At 75.5% G+C, this 19,504-nt stretch carries 11 protein-coding genes; 4 read left to right on the top strand and 7 right to left on the bottom strand.

Annotation, left to right across the window (positions count from 1 at the left end):
• Nucleotides 1-61 precede the first annotated feature (61 nt).
• Nucleotides 62-976, bottom strand: coding sequence for a VOC family protein (locus AB0C76_RS23710; protein WP_359968838.1), 915 nt, complete (start codon nt 974-976; stop codon nt 62-64).
• Nucleotides 977-1,812: 836 nt separating this feature from the next.
• Here AB0C76_RS23710 and AB0C76_RS23705 point away from each other — a divergent pair.
• Genes AB0C76_RS23705 through AB0C76_RS23695 form a run of 3 tightly spaced genes read left to right on the top strand, consistent with a single transcriptional unit; the run spans nt 1,813 to nt 5,749 of the window.
• Nucleotides 1,813-2,868: a ParB/RepB/Spo0J family partition protein gene (locus tag AB0C76_RS23705; RefSeq protein WP_359968835.1), complete on the top strand. Its 1,056-nt coding sequence runs from the start codon at nt 1,813-1,815 to the stop codon at nt 2,866-2,868.
• On the top strand, nt 2,865-4,103 hold the full coding sequence (locus AB0C76_RS23700; RefSeq protein ID WP_359968832.1) for an NAD(P)/FAD-dependent oxidoreductase: 1,239 nt from the start codon (nt 2,865-2,867) through the stop codon (nt 4,101-4,103). The genes AB0C76_RS23705 and AB0C76_RS23700 overlap by 4 nt, the downstream gene beginning before the upstream one ends.
• The gene (locus AB0C76_RS23695) at nt 4,100-5,749 is read left to right on the top strand and encodes an AMP-binding protein (protein ID WP_359968829.1); all 1,650 of its coding nucleotides are present in this window, start codon (nt 4,100-4,102) and stop codon (nt 5,747-5,749) included. The genes AB0C76_RS23700 and AB0C76_RS23695 overlap by 4 nt, the downstream gene beginning before the upstream one ends.
• 30 nt (nt 5,750-5,779) lie before the next feature.
• Here AB0C76_RS23695 and AB0C76_RS23690 read toward each other — a convergent pair whose 3' ends face one another.
• Entirely contained in the window at nt 5,780-6,505 is a 726-nt protein-coding gene (locus AB0C76_RS23690; RefSeq protein WP_359968826.1) for an alpha/beta fold hydrolase, read from the bottom strand.
• Nucleotides 6,506-6,629: 124 nt separating this feature from the next.
• On the opposite strand from AB0C76_RS23690, the gene AB0C76_RS23685 reads away from it, so the two are divergent.
• Nucleotides 6,630-8,528 carry a KedN5 family methylcobalamin-dependent radical SAM C-methyltransferase gene (locus tag AB0C76_RS23685; RefSeq protein ID WP_359968824.1) on the top strand — a complete coding sequence of 633 codons (1,899 nt, stop codon included), beginning with the start codon at nt 6,630-6,632 and terminating at the stop codon, nt 8,526-8,528.
• A gap of 65 nt (nt 8,529-8,593) precedes the next feature.
• Here AB0C76_RS23685 and AB0C76_RS23680 read toward each other — a convergent pair whose 3' ends face one another.
• The 5 genes from AB0C76_RS23680 to mdlC are packed head-to-tail and all read right to left on the bottom strand — an operon-like array spanning nt 8,594 to nt 19,437.
• The gene (locus AB0C76_RS23680) at nt 8,594-10,933 is read right to left on the bottom strand and encodes an amino acid adenylation domain-containing protein (protein ID WP_359968821.1); all 2,340 of its coding nucleotides are present in this window, start codon (nt 10,931-10,933) and stop codon (nt 8,594-8,596) included.
• Entirely contained in the window at nt 10,930-11,232 is a 303-nt protein-coding gene (locus AB0C76_RS23675) for a phosphopantetheine-binding protein (RefSeq protein ID WP_359968818.1), read from the bottom strand. The genes AB0C76_RS23680 and AB0C76_RS23675 overlap by 4 nt, the downstream gene beginning before the upstream one ends.
• The gene (locus AB0C76_RS23670; RefSeq protein WP_359968815.1) at nt 11,232-17,525 is read right to left on the bottom strand and encodes a condensation domain-containing protein; all 6,294 of its coding nucleotides are present in this window, start codon (nt 17,523-17,525) and stop codon (nt 11,232-11,234) included. The genes AB0C76_RS23675 and AB0C76_RS23670 overlap by 1 nt, the downstream gene beginning before the upstream one ends.
• Complete coding sequence (locus AB0C76_RS23665; protein WP_359968812.1) at nt 17,522-17,803, bottom strand: hypothetical protein; 282 nt, start codon at nt 17,801-17,803, stop codon at nt 17,522-17,524. The genes AB0C76_RS23670 and AB0C76_RS23665 overlap by 4 nt, the downstream gene beginning before the upstream one ends.
• A 38-nt stretch (nt 17,804-17,841) precedes the next feature.
• Entirely contained in the window at nt 17,842-19,437 is a 1,596-nt protein-coding gene (gene mdlC / locus AB0C76_RS23660) for a benzoylformate decarboxylase (RefSeq protein ID WP_359968809.1), read from the bottom strand.
• Nucleotides 19,438-19,504 lie beyond the last annotated feature (67 nt).

The following is a 19,504-nucleotide window of genomic DNA, read 5'->3' as shown; positions in this document are numbered from 1 at the left end:
GGACGGAAGGACCACCGTGGGGCCGGGCGCCGCAGGCGCGCCCGGCCCCACGAGCGTGCCGTCACACCGGCGGGGGCGTCCAGGTGCCGGGGTCGGGGCGGCCGATCAGGGTCGCGGAGACGAGTTCGTCGCGCGCGTTGGCGGTGCCCCAGACGTCGGTGGTCTGGGCGTTGGCCGGATAGACCTTCGGGGTCCAGCCGTGCTCCTCGTCGATCACCTGGGCGGCGGTGGTGTACTCCAGCACGAAACCGGAGGACGGCTCCTGGAAATAGGAGAAGGTGTTCTGCCCGACGCCGTGCCGTCCGGGCCCCCAGACCGGGGCAATGCCCGAGCGCATCAGGGCGCCGGTGGCCCGCATGAACTCGTCGAGTCCGCGGACCTCGAAAGCCACGTGGTTGAGCGAGGTGTGCGGGGCTCGGGTGAACGCGATGGTGTGGTGCACCGGGCCGGTGCGCAGAAAGCACATCACGTCCTCGACCCAGTCGGTCACCCGGAATCCCATGACCGTCTCGTAGAACTCGCGCGCCACCTGGATATCGGGCGTGTTGAGCACGACGTGGCCGATGCCCTTCGGGCGGGTCTCGCTCGCGGACACGGGTGTGAACACCCGCCCCGTCACGTCGGCGGAGACCTCGACCGTCCGGCCGTCGCAGTCCAGGAACCGCACCGCATGGCCCCCGCCGAGGTCCTGGCGCGGCCCGGGCTCGCCGAGCAGCCGCCCGCGCGGGTGGGCGGCCACCCGCGCGGCGACGCCGTCCACCTCGGCCGCCGACTCGGCCGCGAGCGCGATCAGGTCGACCCTCGGCTCCTCGGTGGCGCGCAGCCGCAGCACGTGGCTCTCGGGGCAGCCCGCACCGAAATAGATCCGGTCGCCGTCGCGTTCGACGACCTCCAGTTGCCAGCGATTCTCGTAGAATTCCGCGGCGCTCCGGAGATCCGGTACGCCCAGACCGACATGCCGCACGTGCAGAACCATGCTGCTCCCTGAGGACATTGCGAGGATTCACGCCGTGGAATAGCGCGAGAAATCAACGGCCGAACTCGAACGGAACGGCCGGAGTTCGACCCGCTTCGCACCCTAGGCGGATTTCCCGGGGAAGTCGACGGTGGCCGGACGCCCGCCGTTCGCACACGCATCCGCACGTACACCCGGCCGTGGATGCGCGCGGCCTGCACACCGCCGCACTCCGCCGTGCGCGCATTCCCATGAGGATTCGCACGCACATTCGCAGCCGGCGACGCACGGGCACCGGGCCGCCCCGGCCGGATCCCGACGCCTCGGCGGCGGATCGACGCCAGTGGCGGGATTCCGCCACCAGACCCGTCACACCTGCATCTTGACGTCCCGCAGGGCGCTTGAGGCCCACCCCGGGCGCGACGGGCCGGGCCGCGCCCCGCCGCCCGGGCGGCGCCCCTCGGCCGCGAGCACACCGCGCACCCGATTCGCGCGAACCACGCCGACATCGCTTTGGAATTGACCGAAGCTTTCCGTGGATTCGCCCGCCACCGGTGCCACCGCCGCCCGGGAAGAGGATTGCCTACCCGGCCGCGGCCGGCCTCACACCCGGGGCCGGGAATTGTCCCGGGGCCGCCGTGGCCCTTGACTGTTCGCAGCTAAATCACGCATTGTCAGGAACATTGACCGGGGGGCGACAACGGGATGCGGACGCTCGGCGGGCGCCGATCCACGGGTCGCCCCAGAAATTGGAAAATCCGCTGAACCTCAACGACTTCGGGAACGTTACCGCCTGAGCCGACCCAGGCGCGCGTTCCCGGACAACGGTTCCGTCACACACGGGGAGTAGCGTCGAGATGAGCACGACTCAGCCTTTCTGTCACGTCGGCGATCCCACTTCGCTGCTGCTGTCGCTCCGGCACGACAAGCTGCAGCGCTCCGCCGTCACCGTCGTGCCGATCCGGGCGCTCCTCGACGCCGACTCGCCCAGACTGGAGGGCGAGGACGGCGAGCACGTGCGGCTGCTCGCCGCCTCCGACGCCACCCATCCGCCGATCCTGGTGCACCAGCCGTCGATGCGGGTGGTCGACGGCATGCACCGGCTGCGGGCCGCGGAACTGCGTGGCCAGCAGGAGATCGAGGTCCGCTTCTTCCAGGGCAGCGAGGCGGACGTCTTCCTGCTCTCGGTGGCCGCCAACATCAAGCACGGGCTGCCGCTCTCGCTGGCCGACCGCAGTTCGGCGGCCCGGCGGATCTTCGCCACCCACCCCGCCTGGTCGGACCGGATGGTCGCCTCCGTCGCCGGGCTGTCCGCCAAGAAGGTCGCCGAGCTGCGCCAGGAGCAGGTCTCCCACCTGCCCAAGCTCACCAGCCGGATCGGCCGCGACGGTCGTTCCCGGCCGCTGGACTGCTCCCAGGGGCGGGAACGCGCCGTCGAACTGATCGCCAGCAATCCCCAGGCCTCGCTGCGCCAGATAGCCAGGGAGGCCGGCATCTCCCCGGCCACCGCGGCCGACGTGCGCGACCGGCTGCGCCGCGGCGAGGACCCGGTGCCGGCCCGGCGCCGCGGCGGCGGCAGCGAGCGGAACGCACCACCACGAGAGCCCGCGGCGCCGCGCCAGGAGCCCAAGTCCCCGGCCGAGTTGGCCGGTCTGTTCGACCGGCTGCGCAAGGACCCGTCCCTGCGCTTCAACGAGACGGGCCGCACGCTGCTGCGGATGTTCGACGCCTGCCACGCGGTGGTCCGCGAGCAGCAGGAGATCGCCCAACGCCTGCCCGCGCACTGCCTGGTGTCGGTCGTCGAGCTGAGCCACGGCTGCGCCGGGATCCTCCAGTCGCTGGCCGACAGCCTGCAGCGGGGCGACGCACCGCGGGCCGCCGGACCGGTTCAAGCGCGGACGAGCGTCAGTTGAACACCGCCGCGGCGCAGACGCCGTCCCCCGGAACCGAGGTCGACGTGGTCGTGGTCGGCGCCCGCTGCACGGGCTCCCCGCTGGCCATGCTGCTCGCCCGGCAGGGCCACCGGGTCCTGGTGCTGGAGCGCGACCGCTTCCCCAGCGACACCATGTCCACCCACTGGGTGCAGCGGCCCGGCGTCGAACTCCTCGCCCGATGGGGCCTGTTGGACGCCCTCGTCGACACCGGCTGCCCGCCGTTGGAGCGGATCGGCCTGGACTTCGGCGGCCTCGCCCTGAGCGGCGCGCCGACCTCCGACGACGCGGCCACCGCCCCGGCCGTCACCTACGCGCCGCGCCGCACCGTCCTGGACCGGCTGCTCGCCGACGCGGCCCGGGCCGCCGGGGCCGAACTGCGCGAGGGCGTCACCGTGCTGGACGTGCTGCGCGGGACGGACGGCGGCCCCGTCACCGGCGTGCTCGCCGCGACCGCGGACGGCGACCGGTTCACCGTCCGGGCGAGGGTCGTGGTCGGGGCCGACGGACGCAACTCGACCGTCGCCCGCGCCGTCGACGCCCCCGTGCTCGTCGACCGCGGCCCGCTCGCCGCCACCGCCTACGCCTACTGGACCGGGCTTCCGGTGGACGGCGTCGAGGCGCACTTCCGGCCGGGCAGCGGCCTGTCCATGTGGCCCACCCACGAGGGCCGCACCGTCGTCGCGCTCAGCCTGCGCCGCGAGGCGTTCCGCGCCTGGGGGCGCGACCGGCGGCGCGGCTACCTCGACGCGCTCGCCGGCTTCCCCGGCGCCGCCGAACGGATCGCCGCGGCCCGGCTCGCCGGGCCGGTGCACGGCGCCGCCGGCCTGCGCAACTACTACCGCCAGTCCCACGGTCCCGGCTGGGCCCTGGCCGGCGACGCCGGCCACCACAAGGACCCGATCGCGGCCCGCGGCATCTCCGACGCCTTCACCGACGCCGAGAACCTCGCCGCCGCCCTGCACGACGCCCTCACCGGGAAGCTGCCGCCGGACCGCGCCCTCGCCCGCCACCAGGCCCGGCGCGACGCCGGTTCCGCCGCGATGTTCGAATTCGCCTGCCGGCAGGCCGCGCTGACCGGGGCGGACGAGCACCTGACCACCGCCGTGCGGCAGGCGAGGGAGGACCCGGTCGCGGCGGGCCGGCTGCTCGGCGTCTTCGCCGGGGCCCGCCGCCTGGACGAGCTCCTCCCCCGCACCGCCCCGGGCGCCCGGTGACGGCGCGCGGGCTGCTCGACTGGCTGGACGCACCGGACCCGGACCGCGGCATCCGCTTCCTCCGCCCGGACGGCACCTGGACGCGGCACCCGTACCCCGAACTGGCCGCCGCCGCCCACGCGGTGGCCCGGCGGCTGCGGGCGGCCGGCGTGCGGCCCGGCCGGGCGGTGGCCCTGGTGCTGGGCTCCGGGCCGGAGTTCGTCGCGGCCTTCTTCGGCGCGCTGCTGTGCGGGGCGGTGCCCGCTCCGCTGGCGCCGCCGGCGACCTTCCAGGACGACACGGCCTACCGCGACCGGCTGACGGCCCGACTCGCGGTCCTGCAGCCGGCGGCGATCCTGCTCGGCGCCGCGTCGACGGGCCTCGGTCCGCCCGGCGCGGCCGCCCCCGTGCTCGACCTCGCGGCCGCGTGGCCCGACGGGTGCGCCGCCGACACCGCCCCCGTCGGGGCGCCCGCGACCGCGCTGGTCCAGTTCACCTCCGGCTCCAGCGGGCCGGCCCGCGCGGTCGTGGTCTCCGCGCGGGCGCTGGAAGCCAACCTGGCCGCCGTCCGGCGGTGGCTGCGCATGGGGCCGGACGACCCCACCGCCACCTGGCTCCCCTTCCACCACGACATGGGGCTCGTCGGCTGCCTGCTCACCCCGGTGACCACCGGCGCCGACCTGTGGGTGCTGCGCCCGGAGGACTTCGTCCGCTCACCGCTCGCCTGGCTGCGCTGCTTCGGCGAGCACGGCGCGCGGCTCACGGCGGCGCCCGCGTTCGGGCTGGCCCACGTGCTGCGCAGGGTCCGGCCGGAGGCGCTGGCGGGGCTGGACTTCGGGCGGTGGCGGGCGGTCATCACCGGTGCCGAGCGGATCGATCCGGCCATCCTGTCCGGCTTCGTGGAGCTACTCGCGCCGCACGGGTTCCGCGCCGCGTCGATGCTGCCGGCCTACGGCCTCGCGGAGGCCACCCTGGCCGTCACCGGCGTGCCGCTGGCCGAGGAGCCGACCACCCTGCGGGTGGACCGGAGCGCGCTGCGGACGGGGGACCCGATCCGGCCGGCCGGCCGGACCACCCCGCCGGAACGACGCCTCGAACTCGTGGGCTGCGGAAGGCCGCTGCTGCCCGACGGCCGGATACGCATCGTCGGCCACCGGGGCGAGGAGCTGCCGCCGGGCCGGGTCGGCGAGATCGTCTGCGCCGGGTCCTCGATCGCCGACGGCTACCTCGGCGCCGGCCCCGCCTTCGACCCCACCGGGCTCCGCACCGGGGACAGCGGTTTCCTGCACGGAGGCCGGCTCTTCGTCCTCGGCCGCCTCGGGGACAGCCTCAAGCAGCGGGCCCGCACCGTCTTCGCCGAGGACCTGGAGGCGGTGCTGGCGGGCATCGCGGAGCTGCGGCACCGGCGCCCGGCCGTGCTGCTGGGCGCCCGCGACGGCGTCGACACCGCCGTGGCGGTGGTCGAGGGCCGGGAGGGGGCCTGGGTGGCGACGGCCGTCGAGCGGCTGCGGCGCGGGCTGGACGGGGCCGAGGTCGTGGTGGTGGCCGGTCCGTCCGGGCTGATCCGCCGCACGTCCAGCGGCAAGCCCCGGAGGCGGCCGATGTGGGAGGCCTTCGCGGCGGGCACGCTGGGCGGGCGGGTGGTGGGCGGCACCGCGGGCACCTGACGCGCATGACCGGCCCACCACCCGCACCCCTCAGGCGAGTTCGGCCCGCAGCACGGCCGCCACCGCGGCCGGGTCCTCCAGCAGCAGGTTGTGCCCGCCGGGCAGCAGGCCGAGCCGGAACCCGCCGGTGGTGAAGCGCGACCAGGCCGCCACGTCCTCCTCCGCCACCGAGTGGTCCGCCTCGCCGAGCAGCGCGAGCACGGGCGCTCCGATCGGGTCGACCGCGAACTCGTGCCGCTCGATGGCCTCGTAGTCGGCCCGCAGTGCGGGCAGGACCAGCTCCCGCAGCTCGGGCTGGGCGAGGACCGCCTCGGGCAGGTAGCCGTCCCGCGCCACCTGGGCCAGGAACTCGTCGTCGGGCAGCCGCCAGGTGTGCACCGGGGGGATCCGGTCCGGCGCCTGCTGGGCCGAGAGGACCAGCCCCGCCAGTCGGCCCGGGGGCAGCCGGCGGGCCGTCTCGTAGGCGAACACCGCGCCGCCGCAGTGACCGTAGAACACCACCCGGCGCCCGTCGGCGTGCGCGGCGACCTGCTCGGCGAGGCCGTCGCACAGGGGACCGAGCTCCGTGTAGGGCTCCTCGTCCATCCGCGACTCGCGCCCGGGCAGCCGCACCGCCACCGCCCGGCAGGAGTCGCCCAGCCCCCGGCACAGCGGCTTGACCGCGGCGGCGCCCGCACCGGCGTGCGGAAACGCGTAGAGCACCGTCGCGGCGGAGTCCTGCCCGGATATCTCCACCAGCCATCGATATTTTGCCATGGGCGGCATGATAGGCATTTCCGTCGCCCGCTGTCTGCGTTCCGGTCAAACGCCGCTTTACCCTTCCTCCGTGGACCGTCAGACTTTCTCCCGAACCATTCGACGTGGAGAATTGGAGCGCTGAATGCATGGTCCTCAGCTCAGGGTGGCACTCGTTCAGCAGGGCGTCTGGGACATGCCTCTGGAATCCATGCCGCTGGCCTCCGGATACCTGAAGGCGATGATTCTGGAGGATCCCGAGCTCCGGTCCGGGACGGCGGTCGAGATCTGCAACTTCCGGGGCCGCGTGACGCACGGGGAGATGGCCCACCGGCTGTTCCGGGAGGAGCTCCCCGACCTCGTCGGCTTCTCCGTCCTGGGCTGGAACGTGCGGGCCTTCGGGGCGCTCGCCGCCACCTACCGCCAACTGCAGCCCGACGGCTGGGTGGTGTTCGGCGGCACGCACGTCAGCGGCCAGGCGGAGCGGGTGTTCCGGCTCCACCCGGAGGTCGACGTGATCGTCAACGGCGAGGGCGAGCTGACCTTCCCCGAACTGGTCAGGGCCCGCCGCGACGGCCGTTCCCGGCACGAGCTCGACGACATCGCCGGGATATCCTTCCGGCGCCCCGACGGCACCGTCGTGACCACCGGGGACCGGCCCCGGATCGAGAACCTCGACATCATTCCCTCGCCGTTCCTGACCGGCGCGATCGACCTGCTCGACGAGGCCGGGAACTTCCGTTACGACGTCGCCCTGATCGAGACCAACCGGGGCTGCCCGTACAAATGCGCCTTCTGCTACTGGGGCGGTGCCGTCGGCCAGCGCGTGCGGGCCTTCTCGCGCGAGCGGCTGCGCGCCGAACTCGAACTCTTCGGCAAACTCGGCGTGCACACCGTGGTGGCCTGCGACGCGAACTTCGGGATGCTGCCGATCGACCTCGAACTGGTCGAGGACCTCATTTCCGTCAATCGCCGGCTGGGTTTTCCCCGGGCCTTCGAGACCTCCTGGGCGAAGAACAAGTCGAAGGTGTTCTACGAGATCGTGCGGCGGATGAAGGAGGCCGGCCTGCGCAGTTCGTTCACCCTCGCCCTGCAGTCGCTCAGCACGGACGCCCTGGACTCGATGCGCCGGCGGAACATGAAGGTCAACGACTGGCGGGAGCTCGTCGAGTGGCTCGGGCGCGAGGGCCTGGACTGCTACGCCGAGCTGATCTGGGGCGCGCCGGGCGAGACCGTCGAGTCCTTCCTGCGCGGCTACGACGAACTGGCCGAGCACGTCTCGCGGATCGCCGTCTACCCGATCATGCTGCTGCCCAACACGGAGTACTCCGAGCAGAAGGAGGTCCACGGGATCGTCGCGCTGCGCGGCGACCACGACGACTTCGAGTACGTGCTGGCGCACCGCACCATGACGTTCGAGGACAACGCCCGGATGCAGCGGTTCCTGTTCTGGGCCCGGGTGGTGGCCGAGAACGCCGTGCTGCGGCACTGCTGGCTGCCGCTGCGGCGGCTGGCCGGGTGGACCCAGTCCGAGGTCCTCGACAGCCTGGCCGACTGGATCGACACCACCCCGGCCCCCGAGGCCGCGCCGCTGCGCGAGGCGGCCGCGCGGGCCCACGGCGGCGGTGCCCCCGCCTACGCGGCGGCGATCGGCTACCTGTTCACCGAGCAGGCGGGCCGCACGGCGCTGGAACGCTGGTGGGGCGAGGCCGTGAGCCCCCGGCTGGACGCGGAGCACCGGGCCTTCCTGGACGAGGTGTTCCGCTACGACCTGCTGACCCAGCCGGTCGTGGCGGACCAGGAGGCGCTGGTCGAGGAGGTGGCGGGCCGCGGCTACTTCCGGCGGGCCGGGGTGACGTTCAGCCACAACGTCCCGGCGGCCCTGGCCCTGATGCGGGCCGGGCAGGAGCCGGACCTCGGCCCGGACCCGACCTGCCTGGACCTCTACTACCGCAGCGGCGCGCTGAACGCGGTGCGCTCCACGAACCACGAGGAGATCGTCCACTTCATGGGCGAGCCCCGGCCGGCCGGGGCGGCGTTCTGAGGGGCCCGACACGACGACGGGCGGTGGCGGGAGGTTCCCGCCACCGCCCGTTCCGGCGTTCTCGCCTAGAGCAGCCGCAGCAGCGCCACCCGGTCCACCTTGCCGGTGTCGCGCACCGGGAACGCGTCCACCGCCAGCACCCGCGCGGGCACCAGGTGCGCGGGCAGCCGGGCGAGGAGGAACGCCCTGGCCTCCTCGGGGGACGGCCCGTCGGCCGCCGGCACGTAGAAGGCGACCAGGTCCCGGCCGCCGGGCTGGTCCACCGTGGTGACGAGCGCGGCGCGCACCGCCGGGCACTGGTGCAGGGCGTGCTGCACCTCGCCGAGTTCGATCCGGTGGCCGCGCACCTTCACCTGCTCGTCCAGCCGACCGAGGAACTCCAGGTTCCCGTCCGCCAGCCAGCGGGCGCGGTCGCCGGTGCGGTACATCCGCCCGCCGGGTTCCGGCGAGCCGGGTTCGGGGCGGAAGGAGGCGGCGGTCAGCGCGGCCCGGCCCGCGTAACCCGCCGCGACGCACGCCCCGGCGATGTAGAGGTCGCCCGGCTCCCCCACGGGCAGGGGCCGCAGGGCGGCGTCCAGGACGTGGTAGCGGGCGTTGGCCATCGGACGGCCGTACGGGATGCTCGGCCAGGCCGGGTCGACCTCGCCCACCGGGAAGGCGTTGGACCAGACCGTGCACTCGGTGGCACCGCCGAGGGCCACGACCTCGGCCCGGGGGAAGGCCGTGCGGATCTCGTCGGGGAGCGTGAGCGGCACCCAGTCGCCGCTCAGCAGCACCAGGCGCAGCGAGCCGCGCCCTTCGGCGGGGAGGCCGTCGGCGGGCCGTCCGTCGAGGAAGGGGGTGAGCATCGCGAGCGCGGCCGGTGCCGAGTCCCACAGCGTGATCGGCTCGGCCTCCAGGAGGTCGATCAGCACCTCCGGTTCGGCGATCTCCGGCTGGGTCGCCAGGTGCACCGAGCCGCCCGCGGCCAGCACCCCGAAGAGGTCGTAGACGGACAGGTCGAAGCAGAACGAGGCGACCGCGAGGATGCGGTCCCCCGGCCCGACCGCCCAGGTCCGGTTCAGCCAGTCGATCAGGTTGACGACCGGACGGTGCTGGACCATGACACCCTTGGGCTTGCCGGTGGAGCCGGACGTGAACACGGCGTACCCGAGGTCGTCCGCGGTGACGGTGCCGGACGGCAGCGCTCCGGCGGGCCTGGCCTCGATGTCGGCGCCGGTCCACACCCGGCCGGGCCGCACCGCCGGTACCGCCCCCTCTCCCACGGTGATGAACGCGTCGTAGCGGTGGGAGAGTTCGCCGGCGAAGTCCTCCGCGCGGCGGCGGCGCACCTCGACCCCGGCGACGACCGGGAGCAGCTGCGGGAGCCGCTCCAGCAGGGCGGGCGGGATCCGCAGGCCCGCGTGGGCCTCCAGGCCCGGGTCGATGAGGTCGGCCAGCAGCAGGGTGCCGCCGGGGCGCAGCATCGGCAGCAGGCCCCGGAGGGTCTCCAGGAAGTAGTCCAGGTCCGGGAGGAACTGGACGGTGCTCGCCATGATCGCCAGGTCGAAGGTTCCGGACACGGTCTGCGGCACCTCGTGGGCGTAGCAGACCGCCCCCTCCGCGGCGTAGCCGCCCGCGGCCGCCGCGGCCAGGTTGCGGTTGACCGCCACCGAGGACGGGTCGACCGCCACGTAGCGGGCGGCGGTGGGTGCCAGCGCCTCCGTGATCAGGCCGGAGCCGCAGCCGACCTCCAGGATCCGGGCGCCCTCGCCGGCCGCCTCGCGGCCCAGCCGGCCGACGTGGTCGCGGTAGCCGGTCACGTCGCCCGGCCGGTAGGGGCGTTCGGAGCGGCGCAGGTTGAAGCCGGCCGCCTCCAGAGGGTCGGGCTCGCCGGAGAGGAAGTCGAAGAACTCCTCGACCATCTCGCGGTCCAGCACCTCGGCCCAGGTGTCCTTCGCGGTGATCTCGGGGCAGACGACCTCGCGCACGGAGGGTGCGTCCCAGCGCAGTTCCTGGACGGCCTTGAGCCGGGCGCGGCCGGCGACGACGCAGCTCACGCCGAGGTCGGTGAGGAGTTCGAGGGCGCGGGCCCGGGGCCAGGCCGGGTCGATCGGCACGTACGCGGCGCCGGCCTTGAGCACCGCCACGAGCGAGGCGGCGGCCAGCGGGGTGCGGTCGGCGTACAGCGCCACGTACGAGCCGCGGCCGATGCCGCGCTCGGCCAGCAGGCGGGCCAGCCGGTCCGTCCAGGCGTCGAGTTCGCCGTGGGTCAGGGCGGTGCCGTCGCTCGCCACCAGGGCCGGCCGGTCGGGGTGGGCCCGGGCGGCGGCCCGCAGCAGGTCGGGGACGGTCGCGGTGTCGGGGAACGGCCGGGCGGTGGCGAACCACTGCGGCGGGGGCAGGAGGCGGTCCGGTCCGGTCATGACGCGCCGGCTCCCTTCTCCTCGCGGCCCTCGCCGGGGACGAGCCCCCTGGCGGTGAGCGCCCCGGCGAGGTCCGCGACGGTCGGGTGGTCGAAGAACATCCGCAGCGGCAGCCGGGTGCCGACCTGCCGGCCGATGCCGGCCATGATCCGGGCGACCAGCAGCGAGTGGCCGCCCACCGCGAAGAAGTCGTCCTCGTCACCGAAGTCGTCGCGCCCCAGCGCGGCCGCCCAGCCGGCCCGGACCAGGGCGGTGGCGGGGGGAAGGGGACCTGCGGGGGCGGAAGGAGTTGTTGACACTACTGGCCTCCTGCGAGTTGGTGCGCGCGGTCCGCGGCGGGGACCGTCGCGAGCGTGGACACGATGGCCGTCAGGCCGGTCAGGACGCGGTCGAGCAGCCGCTGGACCTCCGTCGGGGGATGCACCACCGCGTTGTGGCGCACCCGCACCAGCAGCCGGTCGTCGATCAGCAGGGCGCTGACCTCCAGCGGGTACGGGCGCGCGTTGTCCGGGCCGCGGTCGCCGGTGCCGGCGAGCGGCAGCGGGGTCAGAGCCCGGCCCTCGGTCGGCCCGCCGCCGACCAGGCGGCCCGCGCGGCCCAGGTAGTTGACGTTGACGGTCGCGGGCGGGCCCGCGGCCAGCCGGTCTCGCACCGCCGGATCGCTCGCGGCGTGGCGGAGCAGGCCGTGGCCGAGGCCTTCGGCGGGCAGCCCGTCCAGCAGTGCGCGGACGGTGCGGTAGGTGGCGGCGGGGCCGGCCTCCCCGGCCGACCGGTCCGGCGCGACCGTCACCGGGTGGACGGCGGTGAACCAGCCGACGGTGCGGCTGAGGTCGACGTCCGGGAACAGGTCGGCCCGGCCGTGCGTCTCGACGTCCAGCACCACCTCGCGCTCCCCCGTCCACTCGGCGACCGCCTGGGCGACGGCGGCGAGCAGCACGTCCTGCGCGCGGTCGCGCCCGCGGCCGCCGCTCGCGGCCAGCAGCGCGGCCGTCGCCTCGGCGGGCAACGCGGCCTCGGCGAGCGCGGCTTGGCCCTCCGTGCCCGCGTCGGGGCGGGCGGCCGGCTGGGCGACCGGGCCGCTCCAGCGCTCCAGTTCGGCCCGGACGGCGGGCGTGTCGGCGTGGGTGTGCAGCCGGGTCGTCCACTCGGCGAAGGGGGTGGTGACCGGGGGCAGGTGCACCTCCTCGCCTGCGAGCAGCTGCTCGCAGGCGCGCCCGAGGTCGTCCAGCAGGATCTGCCAGGAGACGAGGTCGACGACGAGGTGGTGGGCGGTCAGGAGGAGGCGCAGGCCGGGCTCCTCGCTCCCGGGCAGGAGGACGGCGGCGAACAACGGGCCGTCGGTCAGGTCCAGTCCGGCCTGCGCGCGGACGGCGGCGCTCTCCGCATCAGGGCCCGTGCCGGTGGCGTCGATCACGCGGACCGGCTCGGCGTCGGGCCGGGCGGTCTGGTGCCAGCCGTCCTCGTCGCGGTGGTAGCGGAAGCGCAGGGCCGGGTGGTGCGCGGCGACGGCGAGCAGGGCGCGGCGCAGCAGGTCCGCGTCCAGGCCCGGGGCGGCGCGCAGCAGCAGCGTCTGGTTCCAGTGCTGCGGCCGGACGAGCGGCAGGTCGAGGAACCACTGCTGGACGGGCGCGAGCGGCACGTCGACGGGGCCGTCCGGCGACGCGGGGGTGCCGTCCTGCGACGCGGGGGTGCCGGGCTCGGGTGCTGCCGTCCGCTCGGCCACGGTGGCGAGTTCGCGCACGGTGGGGTGGGTGAAGATCTGCCGGGGAGTGAGCCGCAAACCGGCCTCGGCGGCCCGGGAGACGATGCTCATGCTGGTGATCGAGTCGCCGTCGAGGTCGAAGTAGTCGTCCTCGGGGCCGACTTCGGCAACGCCCAGCACCTCGGCCCAGATCGCGGCGAGCACGGCCTCCACCGGGTCCGTCGGGCCGGCCGGCCGGTCCGGCTGCTCGGTCCGGGGCTCCTCGGTCCGGGGCTGCGCGGCCGGTGCCGGGCCGCTGCGGGCGGTCTTGCCGTTCCGGACGGCGGGCAGGCGGTCGGTCAGCAGCACCTCGGAGGGCAGCAGGTACTCGGGCAGGAGCTCGCGCAGCGCCTCCCGCAGGCGTGGTGCCGGCCGCCCGGCGGAGCGGTCCACGGCCACGCGCGCGACGAGGTGGGCGTCCTCCGTCACGGCGACGGCGCCCAGCACCCCGGGCAGCCCCAGCAGCGCGGCCTCCACCCGGCCGGGCGGCACCGGGTAGCCGTTGCGCCGGGTGGGATCGGCGGCGCGCCCCAGCACGACGGTCCCGCCGTCGGGCAGCCGGCAGGCGAGGTCGCCGGTACGGACGGGCTCGTCGCCCGGGAAGCGCGTCACCCACAACTCCCCTGGCACCCCGGCCGGGGTCGGGCGGCCGACGTCGTCGAGCACCCGGGTGGTCATCCCGTCCAGAGGCCGCCCGACCGGCAGCGGCCGGAAGGGGTCGGTGGCGGGCAGGTCGTCGGCGACGACCTCGCGGGCACAGACGACGGGCGCGGTCTCCGCGCCGCCGTAGCCGTGCAGCAGCCGCGAGTCGGGGCTCACCGCCCGCCACCGCGCGGCAACCGCAGGGGTGAGCGCCTCCCCGGTGACGAGGAGCGTACGCACGGCCGGCTCGCGGCCGGACGCGGCGAGCTCGGGGAGGAGCGTGGAGAGCTCGGACGGGGTGACGGTGGCGAGGTCGAACCGATCGCCGCCGTCGAGGAGCTGGGGCAGCTCACCGGCGACCACCACGGTGCTGCCCGCGGCGAGCGCCGCGAGCGCCCTGGCCAGCACCTGGTCGGCGCCCGGCCCGCCGTGCACCAGGACGCGGCCACCCGGCCCGCACTGCCCGGCGAGCCACCGTGCCCAGGCGGCCAGCGCGCCGTGCGGCTGCACCACGGCCCTGGGCTCGCCGGTCACGCCGGACGTGCGGAGCACCAGCGCGGGATCGCCCGGCCCGACGGGGAGCGGCTCGGCCTGCCCGGCCTCGCCCGGCCCCTCCGGGCAGAGCACCGGCAGCGGCAGCGCGCCGAGTTCGACGCCGCCCTCCGCCGTGGTGATCAGCAGCTCCGCGTCCGCGCACGCCCCACGGACCTCGGCGGCCGTGTCGAGCGGCTCGGCGACCGCGCCGCACCACAGCACCGCCAGCCCGGCGGCCAGCAGGTCCGCAGGCCGCCCGGGGAGCCGGAGCAGGACGCGCGCGCCCGGGGCCAGGCCCAGCGCGGCGATCCGGGCGGCCAGCTCCCCGGCCCGGGCGGACACCTGCGCGTACGTCAGCGTGTCGGCGCCCGCCACCAGAGCGGCCCGCCCGGGGTGGGCGCGCGCCAGGTCGCCGATCGCCCGCGGCAGCGCGGGCGGCGGGTCGGCCGGGTCGGCCGGGTCGGCGAGCGGTGCCACCGCTCCGCCGCCCGCGTCCAGCTCCGCCAGCGGCCGCTCCGGCCGCTCCAGCAGCCGCGCCACCCACTCCTCGAACTGGGCGGCGAACCGCTCGACCGTGGCCGTCTCGTAGAGATCGGTGTTGTACTCCCAGGCGATCGCCACCGAGTCCGCCGACTCGTGGACCGCGCCGGAGAAGTCGTAGACCACGCCGCGCCGCCGCAGCGGGAGCGACTCCAGCACGAGCGAGCCCAGCCGCAGTTCCTGGCCGGCCCCGGAGAGGAAGCGGCTCACGGCGAGCATCCCGCCGTCCTGGGCCTTGTTCTGGCCGAAGCCGATCTCCACCAGCGGCGCCCGGCTGCGGTCGCGTCGGCGGCCGGGGTGTTCGGCGGCCAGCCGTTCCACGACCGTCGCGAAGGGCAGCTGCTGGTGTTCCAGGCCCGCCAGCAGCCCACGGCCCGTCGAGGCGAGCAGGTCGGTGAACGGGCGCTGCGGATCCACCTGCGTGCGGCACACCACGGGGTTGACGAAGTAGCCGAGCACGTCGGCGAATTCGGAGCGCTGCCGGTTGGTGGTGATGGTCGCGACGGCGATGTCGCGCTCGCCGGTCCAGGCGTGGAGGTAGCCCTGGAAGGCGGCGAGGAGGACGGTGTAGACCGTGCTGCCGTGGCGGCGGGCGAAGTCCTGCAGGGCCTTGACGCGCGGCTGGTCGAGTTCGTGGACGTGGAGGGCGCCGCGCTGGCTCTGGACGACCGGGCGGGGCCGGTCGGCGGGGAGTTCGAGGGCCGGCGGCGGGTCGGCGAGGAGGTCGCGCCAGTACGCCCAGTCGCGTTCGGCCGCCGGGCCGGCGAGGGTCTCGGCCTGCCAGCGGACGTAGTCGGTGTAGCCGTGCCGGGGCGCGGGCCGGTACAGCTCGCCGTCGGCGGCGTGGGCGGCGGCGAGGTCGCGCAGGAGGGCGACGGTGGACCAGAAGTCGGTGGCGATGTGGTGCACCGTCACGAGCAGGACCGGGCCGTCGGCGGCGCCGAGGTGGAGCCGGACGCGCAGCGGCGTCTCGTGGTCGAGCTCGAAGGGGCGGAACGCCGTCGCGCTCAGCTGCTCCGTCCGGCCGGGCCAGTCGGCGGGGACGGTGACCACCGCGAAGTCGACGTCCGCGTGCTCGGCGACGCGCTGGACCGGGCGGCCGTCGCGCAGCACGAAGGTGGTGCGCAGGGCGGGGTGGCGGTCGACGAGGCTCTGGAAGGCGCGGCGCAGGGCCGCGGGGTCGCAGTGCGAGGTGATCCGGGCCGCGAAGCTCTGGTTGTAGGCGGCGGCCTCCGGGACGAGCTGGTCGGCGTGCCAGATCGCGGACTGGTTGTGGGAGAGCGGGAACTCGCCGACGACCGGGCCGCGGGCGACGAGTGCTTCGGTGGGACCGGCGGTGTCCTCGGCGAGGCGGTGGGCGAGGGTGTCGAGGCCGGCGCCGCCGAGGAGTTCGGGCAGGCCGACGGTGCGGCGGAGGTCGTCCTGGACGGCCATCTTGAGGCGCAGCGCGGCCAGCGAGTCGAGGCCCTGGGCGTGCAGCGGCGCGGCCGGGTCGATCCGCTCGGGCGGGACGGCCAGCAGGTCGGCGACACGCCGGCGGAGGTGTTCGGTGATGAGCCGGGCGCGCCGCCCCGGGTCGGGTTCGTGCCAGATCCCGGAGGCCGGGCGGTCCGCGCCGGCGTCCACGAGGGCGGTGAGCTCGGCGGCCAGGCGGCTCCGGCGGAGCTTGCCGAGTTCGGTGCGCGGCAGGCCGTCGACGGTCTCGAAGCGCGCGGGGACCTTGTGCCCGGCGAGGCGGGCGCGGCAGTGCGCGCGCAACTCCTCGGCGGGGACCGGGCCGTCGTCGCCCGGCACGACGGCGGCGACGAGCAGGTCGCCGCCGCCGGCCAGGGGGACGCCCACCACGGCCGCCGCGCGCACCGCCGGGTGCGCCTCCAGGACCTCCTCGACCTCGACGGGGTTGACCTTGTGCCCGCCCGTGTCGACCAGGATCCGTTTGCGGCCGGTGAGGTGGAGGCGGCCGTCCTCGTCGAGCCGGCCCAGGTCGCCGGTGAGGTAGCGCTCGGGGCCGGGGCGCAGCAGCGTGCCGCCGGGGGCGAGTTCGCCGAGCATGACGGAGCGGCTGGTGACGGCGATCTCGCCGGTGCTGCCGGTCGGCAGGACGCGGCCGTGCTCGTCCAGCACCTCGACCCGCACGCCGTGCAGGGGGCGGCCGACCGATTCGGGGACGAAGCCGTCGGGGTCGCAGTCCCAGCTGACGCTGCCGGCCTCGGAGCTGCCGTAGGTCTGGCGGACGGGGACGCCGAACCGGGCGAGGAAGCGCTCCCGGACGGCGGGCGGCAGGAAGTTGCTGCCGGAGAGGCAGAGCCGCACGGAGGAGAGGTCGGCGGGGCGGTCCTCGGGCCAGTCGGCGAGGGCGCCGAGCAGGTAGGGCACGGACGGGAGGACGGTGACGCGGTGGCGGGCGACGAGCGCGAGCAGGTCGGCGGGGTCGGGCCCGCCCGGTTCGGCTGCACCGTCGGGTTCGGGCAGGACGAGGGTGGCGCCCGCGAGCACCGCGACGATCATGCAGCAGAACTGGCCGAGCGCGTGGTACAGCGGCACGGGGCAGAGCAGGACGTCGTCGGGGGTGACGGCGGCGCTGGCGATGATGTGGTCGGCCTCGGCCAGCTGGTTGTCCTGGCTGCGGCAGATCCGCTTGGGCTCGCCGGTGGAGCCGGAGGAGTAGGTGAGCACCCATGCCCGGTCGGGGTCGGCCGGACGGGCGGGCAGCGCGTCGGCGCGCATCAGCTCCTCGAAGGAACGGCCGCCCGGTGCCGGGCCGCCGACGACCACCAGGGCGGCGCCCGGGGCGAGTTCGGCCCAGCGGGGGGCGAGCGCCGCCGTGGTGACCACGACGTCGGGCCGGCCCTCGGCCAGCACCCGGCGGTACTCCGCCCCCGTCAGCCCCGGGTCCAGCGCGAGCACGCGCGCGCCGATGCCCGCCGTGGCGAAGTAACCGACCACGAACTCGGGGCAGTTGGGCAGCGCGAGCAGCAGCAGGCCGTCCGGTCCGAGGCCGAGCGCGTGCAGTCCGCCGCGCACCCGGGCGATCCGGTCGGCGAGTTCGCCGTGGGAGATCCGGCGCTCGCCGCAGACCAGCGCCGCCCGTCCGGGCCCGCGGTCCGCCACGGCGCGCAGCCGTCCGTCGATCACGCCGCGCCCCCGCTCGCCTCGGCCCGGGCCAGCTCGGCGACCACGTAGTCCTGGACGTCGCTGAGGCGGCGGATGAGCCGGGCGCGCTCGCGGTCGATCGCCGGCAGGCCGTACTCGTCCTCCAGCGCGAAGGCCAGTTCGAGCAACGCGAGGGAGTGGTAACCGAGTTCCTCGACCAGCTCCGGGTCGGGCCGGTCGGCGAGGCCCTGGTCGGGCGCCATGGCGATCACGATGTCGCGGATGTCCTGCCGGATCTCTTCCGCGGTGCGCTGGGTCATGAGGTGCTCTCCCTCTCGGAGGAAAACGGGGTCGGGGATCAGTCGCCGACGCGGACGTCGAGCAGGTACGGGCCCGGCGAGGCCAGGGCGGTGCGCAGGGCTCGGGCCAGGCGGGCCGGGTGCTCGACCCGGCCGGCCGCGCAGCCCTGGGCGCGGGCGAGCGCGGCGAAGTCGAGGCCGCCGATCCGCGTGCCGACGGCCTTGCCGAGCCCGAAGCGGTCGGCGAAGCGGTCCACCGTGGCGTAGCGGCCGTTGTTCACGACCAGGACGGTCAGCGGCAGGCCGAGTTCGGCGGCGGACCACAGGGCCTGGATCGAGTACATCGCGGAGCCGTCGCCGACCACCGCGATCACCCGCTCGTCGGGCCGGCCGAGCGCCATGCCGACGGCGGCCGGCAGCGAGTGGCCGAGCGAGCCGCTGGCGCACGTGTAGAAGCTTTCGGGCCGCTCGTTGGGCAGGTGCTCGCACATCACCGGGCGGCTGCTCGGGGCCTCCTCGACGATGACGCTGCGGGCCGGGCGCAGGTCGGCGAGGGTGCGCATCAGCAGCGGCTGGGTGATGACGTCGCCGTCCGGGACGGGGGCCGGTGCGGGCCGCGGGGGCGGGAGTTCGCGGGGGACGGCCGGGTCGAAGGCGAGCAGGTCGCGCACGCCGAGGCGGATGCCGGTGAGCAGCGCGTCGCCGACCGGGGTCCAGGCGGCGGTGGCCGGGTCGTCGGTGAGCTGGTGGAGCGCGGTGCCGGGCGGCAGCACCGGACCGCCGCCCGCGACGTGGTAGGTGAAGACCGGTGCGCCGAGCGACAGCACGAGGTCGTGGCCGGTGAGCCGGGCCGCGATCTCCTCGCGCACCGGGGGCAGGAAGCCCGCGAAGAGCGGGTGGGTCTCGGGGAAGGCGCAGCGCGAGGACATCGGCGCGGCCCAGACGGCTGCGCGGTGGCGCTCGGCCAGCTCCACCACCTCGGCGAACGCCCGGTCCTGGTCGACGGCGGCGCCCACCACGAACGCGGGGCGGGCGGCGCCGGCCAGGGCGCGGCCGACGCGTTCCAGCGCCTCGGGGTCGGCGCGCAGCGTGGTGGAGACCGTCCGGGGTTCGACGGGTTCGCAGGGCCGGTCCCAGTCGTCGGCGGGCACCGAGACCAGGGTCGGGCCGTGGGGCGGCGACATGGCCAGGTAGCAGGCACGGGCGATGGCGGCCGGGACGTCCTCGGCGCGGGCCGGCTCGCGGCTCCACTTGACGTACGGCTTGGGCAGTTCGGCCGCCTGGTCGTTGAGCAGGTACGGCTCCCCGCCGAGCAGCGAGCGGGCCTGTTGGCCGGCCACGACCACGAGCGGGGTGCGGTTGCGCCAGGCGGTGAAGAGGCTGCCCATCGCGTGGCCGACGCCGGCGGCGGAGTGCAGGTTGACCACGGCGGGGCGGTGGCCGGCCTGGGCGAAGCCGTCGGCCATGGCCAGCACCACGGACTCCTGGAGCCCGAGGACGTAGCGGAAGTCGGCGGGGAAGTCGCGGAACATCGGCAGCTCGGTGGAGCCGGGGTTGCCGAAGACCGTGGTCATGCCGAGGCTCCGCAGCAGCGCGAAGGTGGCCTCGCGGACGGTGGGCGGGCGGCCGGTCGGCTCGTCCTGACGGGCTGGCACGCTGGTGGTCCCTTCGGTGTCGGGGATGTCGCGGCGTCGCGGCGTCGCGGGTGTCGGGGATGTCGCG

Origin of the sequence: Kitasatospora sp. NPDC048722, assembly GCF_040650235.1 — a bacterium.
GTDB lineage: Bacteria > Actinomycetota > Actinomycetes > Streptomycetales > Streptomycetaceae > Kitasatospora.
Note: the sequence above shows the minus strand (reverse complement) of the source record. Positions and strands in the feature narration are given on the sequence as shown.

What these genes read in the sequence shown, in the direction of transcription:
- AB0C76_RS23710 (WP_359968838.1), bottom strand. Translation starts at nt 976, where the DNA reads ATGGTTCTGCACGTGCGGCATGTCGGTCTGGGCGTACCGGATCTCCGG.
- AB0C76_RS23680 (WP_359968821.1), bottom strand. Translation starts at nt 10,933, where the DNA reads ATGACCGGACCGGACCGCCTCCTGCCCCCGCCGCAGTGGTTCGCCACC.
- AB0C76_RS23685 (WP_359968824.1), top strand. Translation starts at nt 6,630, where the DNA reads ATGCATGGTCCTCAGCTCAGGGTGGCACTCGTTCAGCAGGGCGTCTGG.
- AB0C76_RS23690 (WP_359968826.1), bottom strand. Translation starts at nt 6,505, where the DNA reads ATGGCAAAATATCGATGGCTGGTGGAGATATCCGGGCAGGACTCCGCC.
- AB0C76_RS23705 (WP_359968835.1), top strand. Translation starts at nt 1,813, where the DNA reads ATGAGCACGACTCAGCCTTTCTGTCACGTCGGCGATCCCACTTCGCTG.
- AB0C76_RS23665 (WP_359968812.1), bottom strand. Translation starts at nt 17,803, where the DNA reads ATGACCCAGCGCACCGCGGAAGAGATCCGGCAGGACATCCGCGACATC.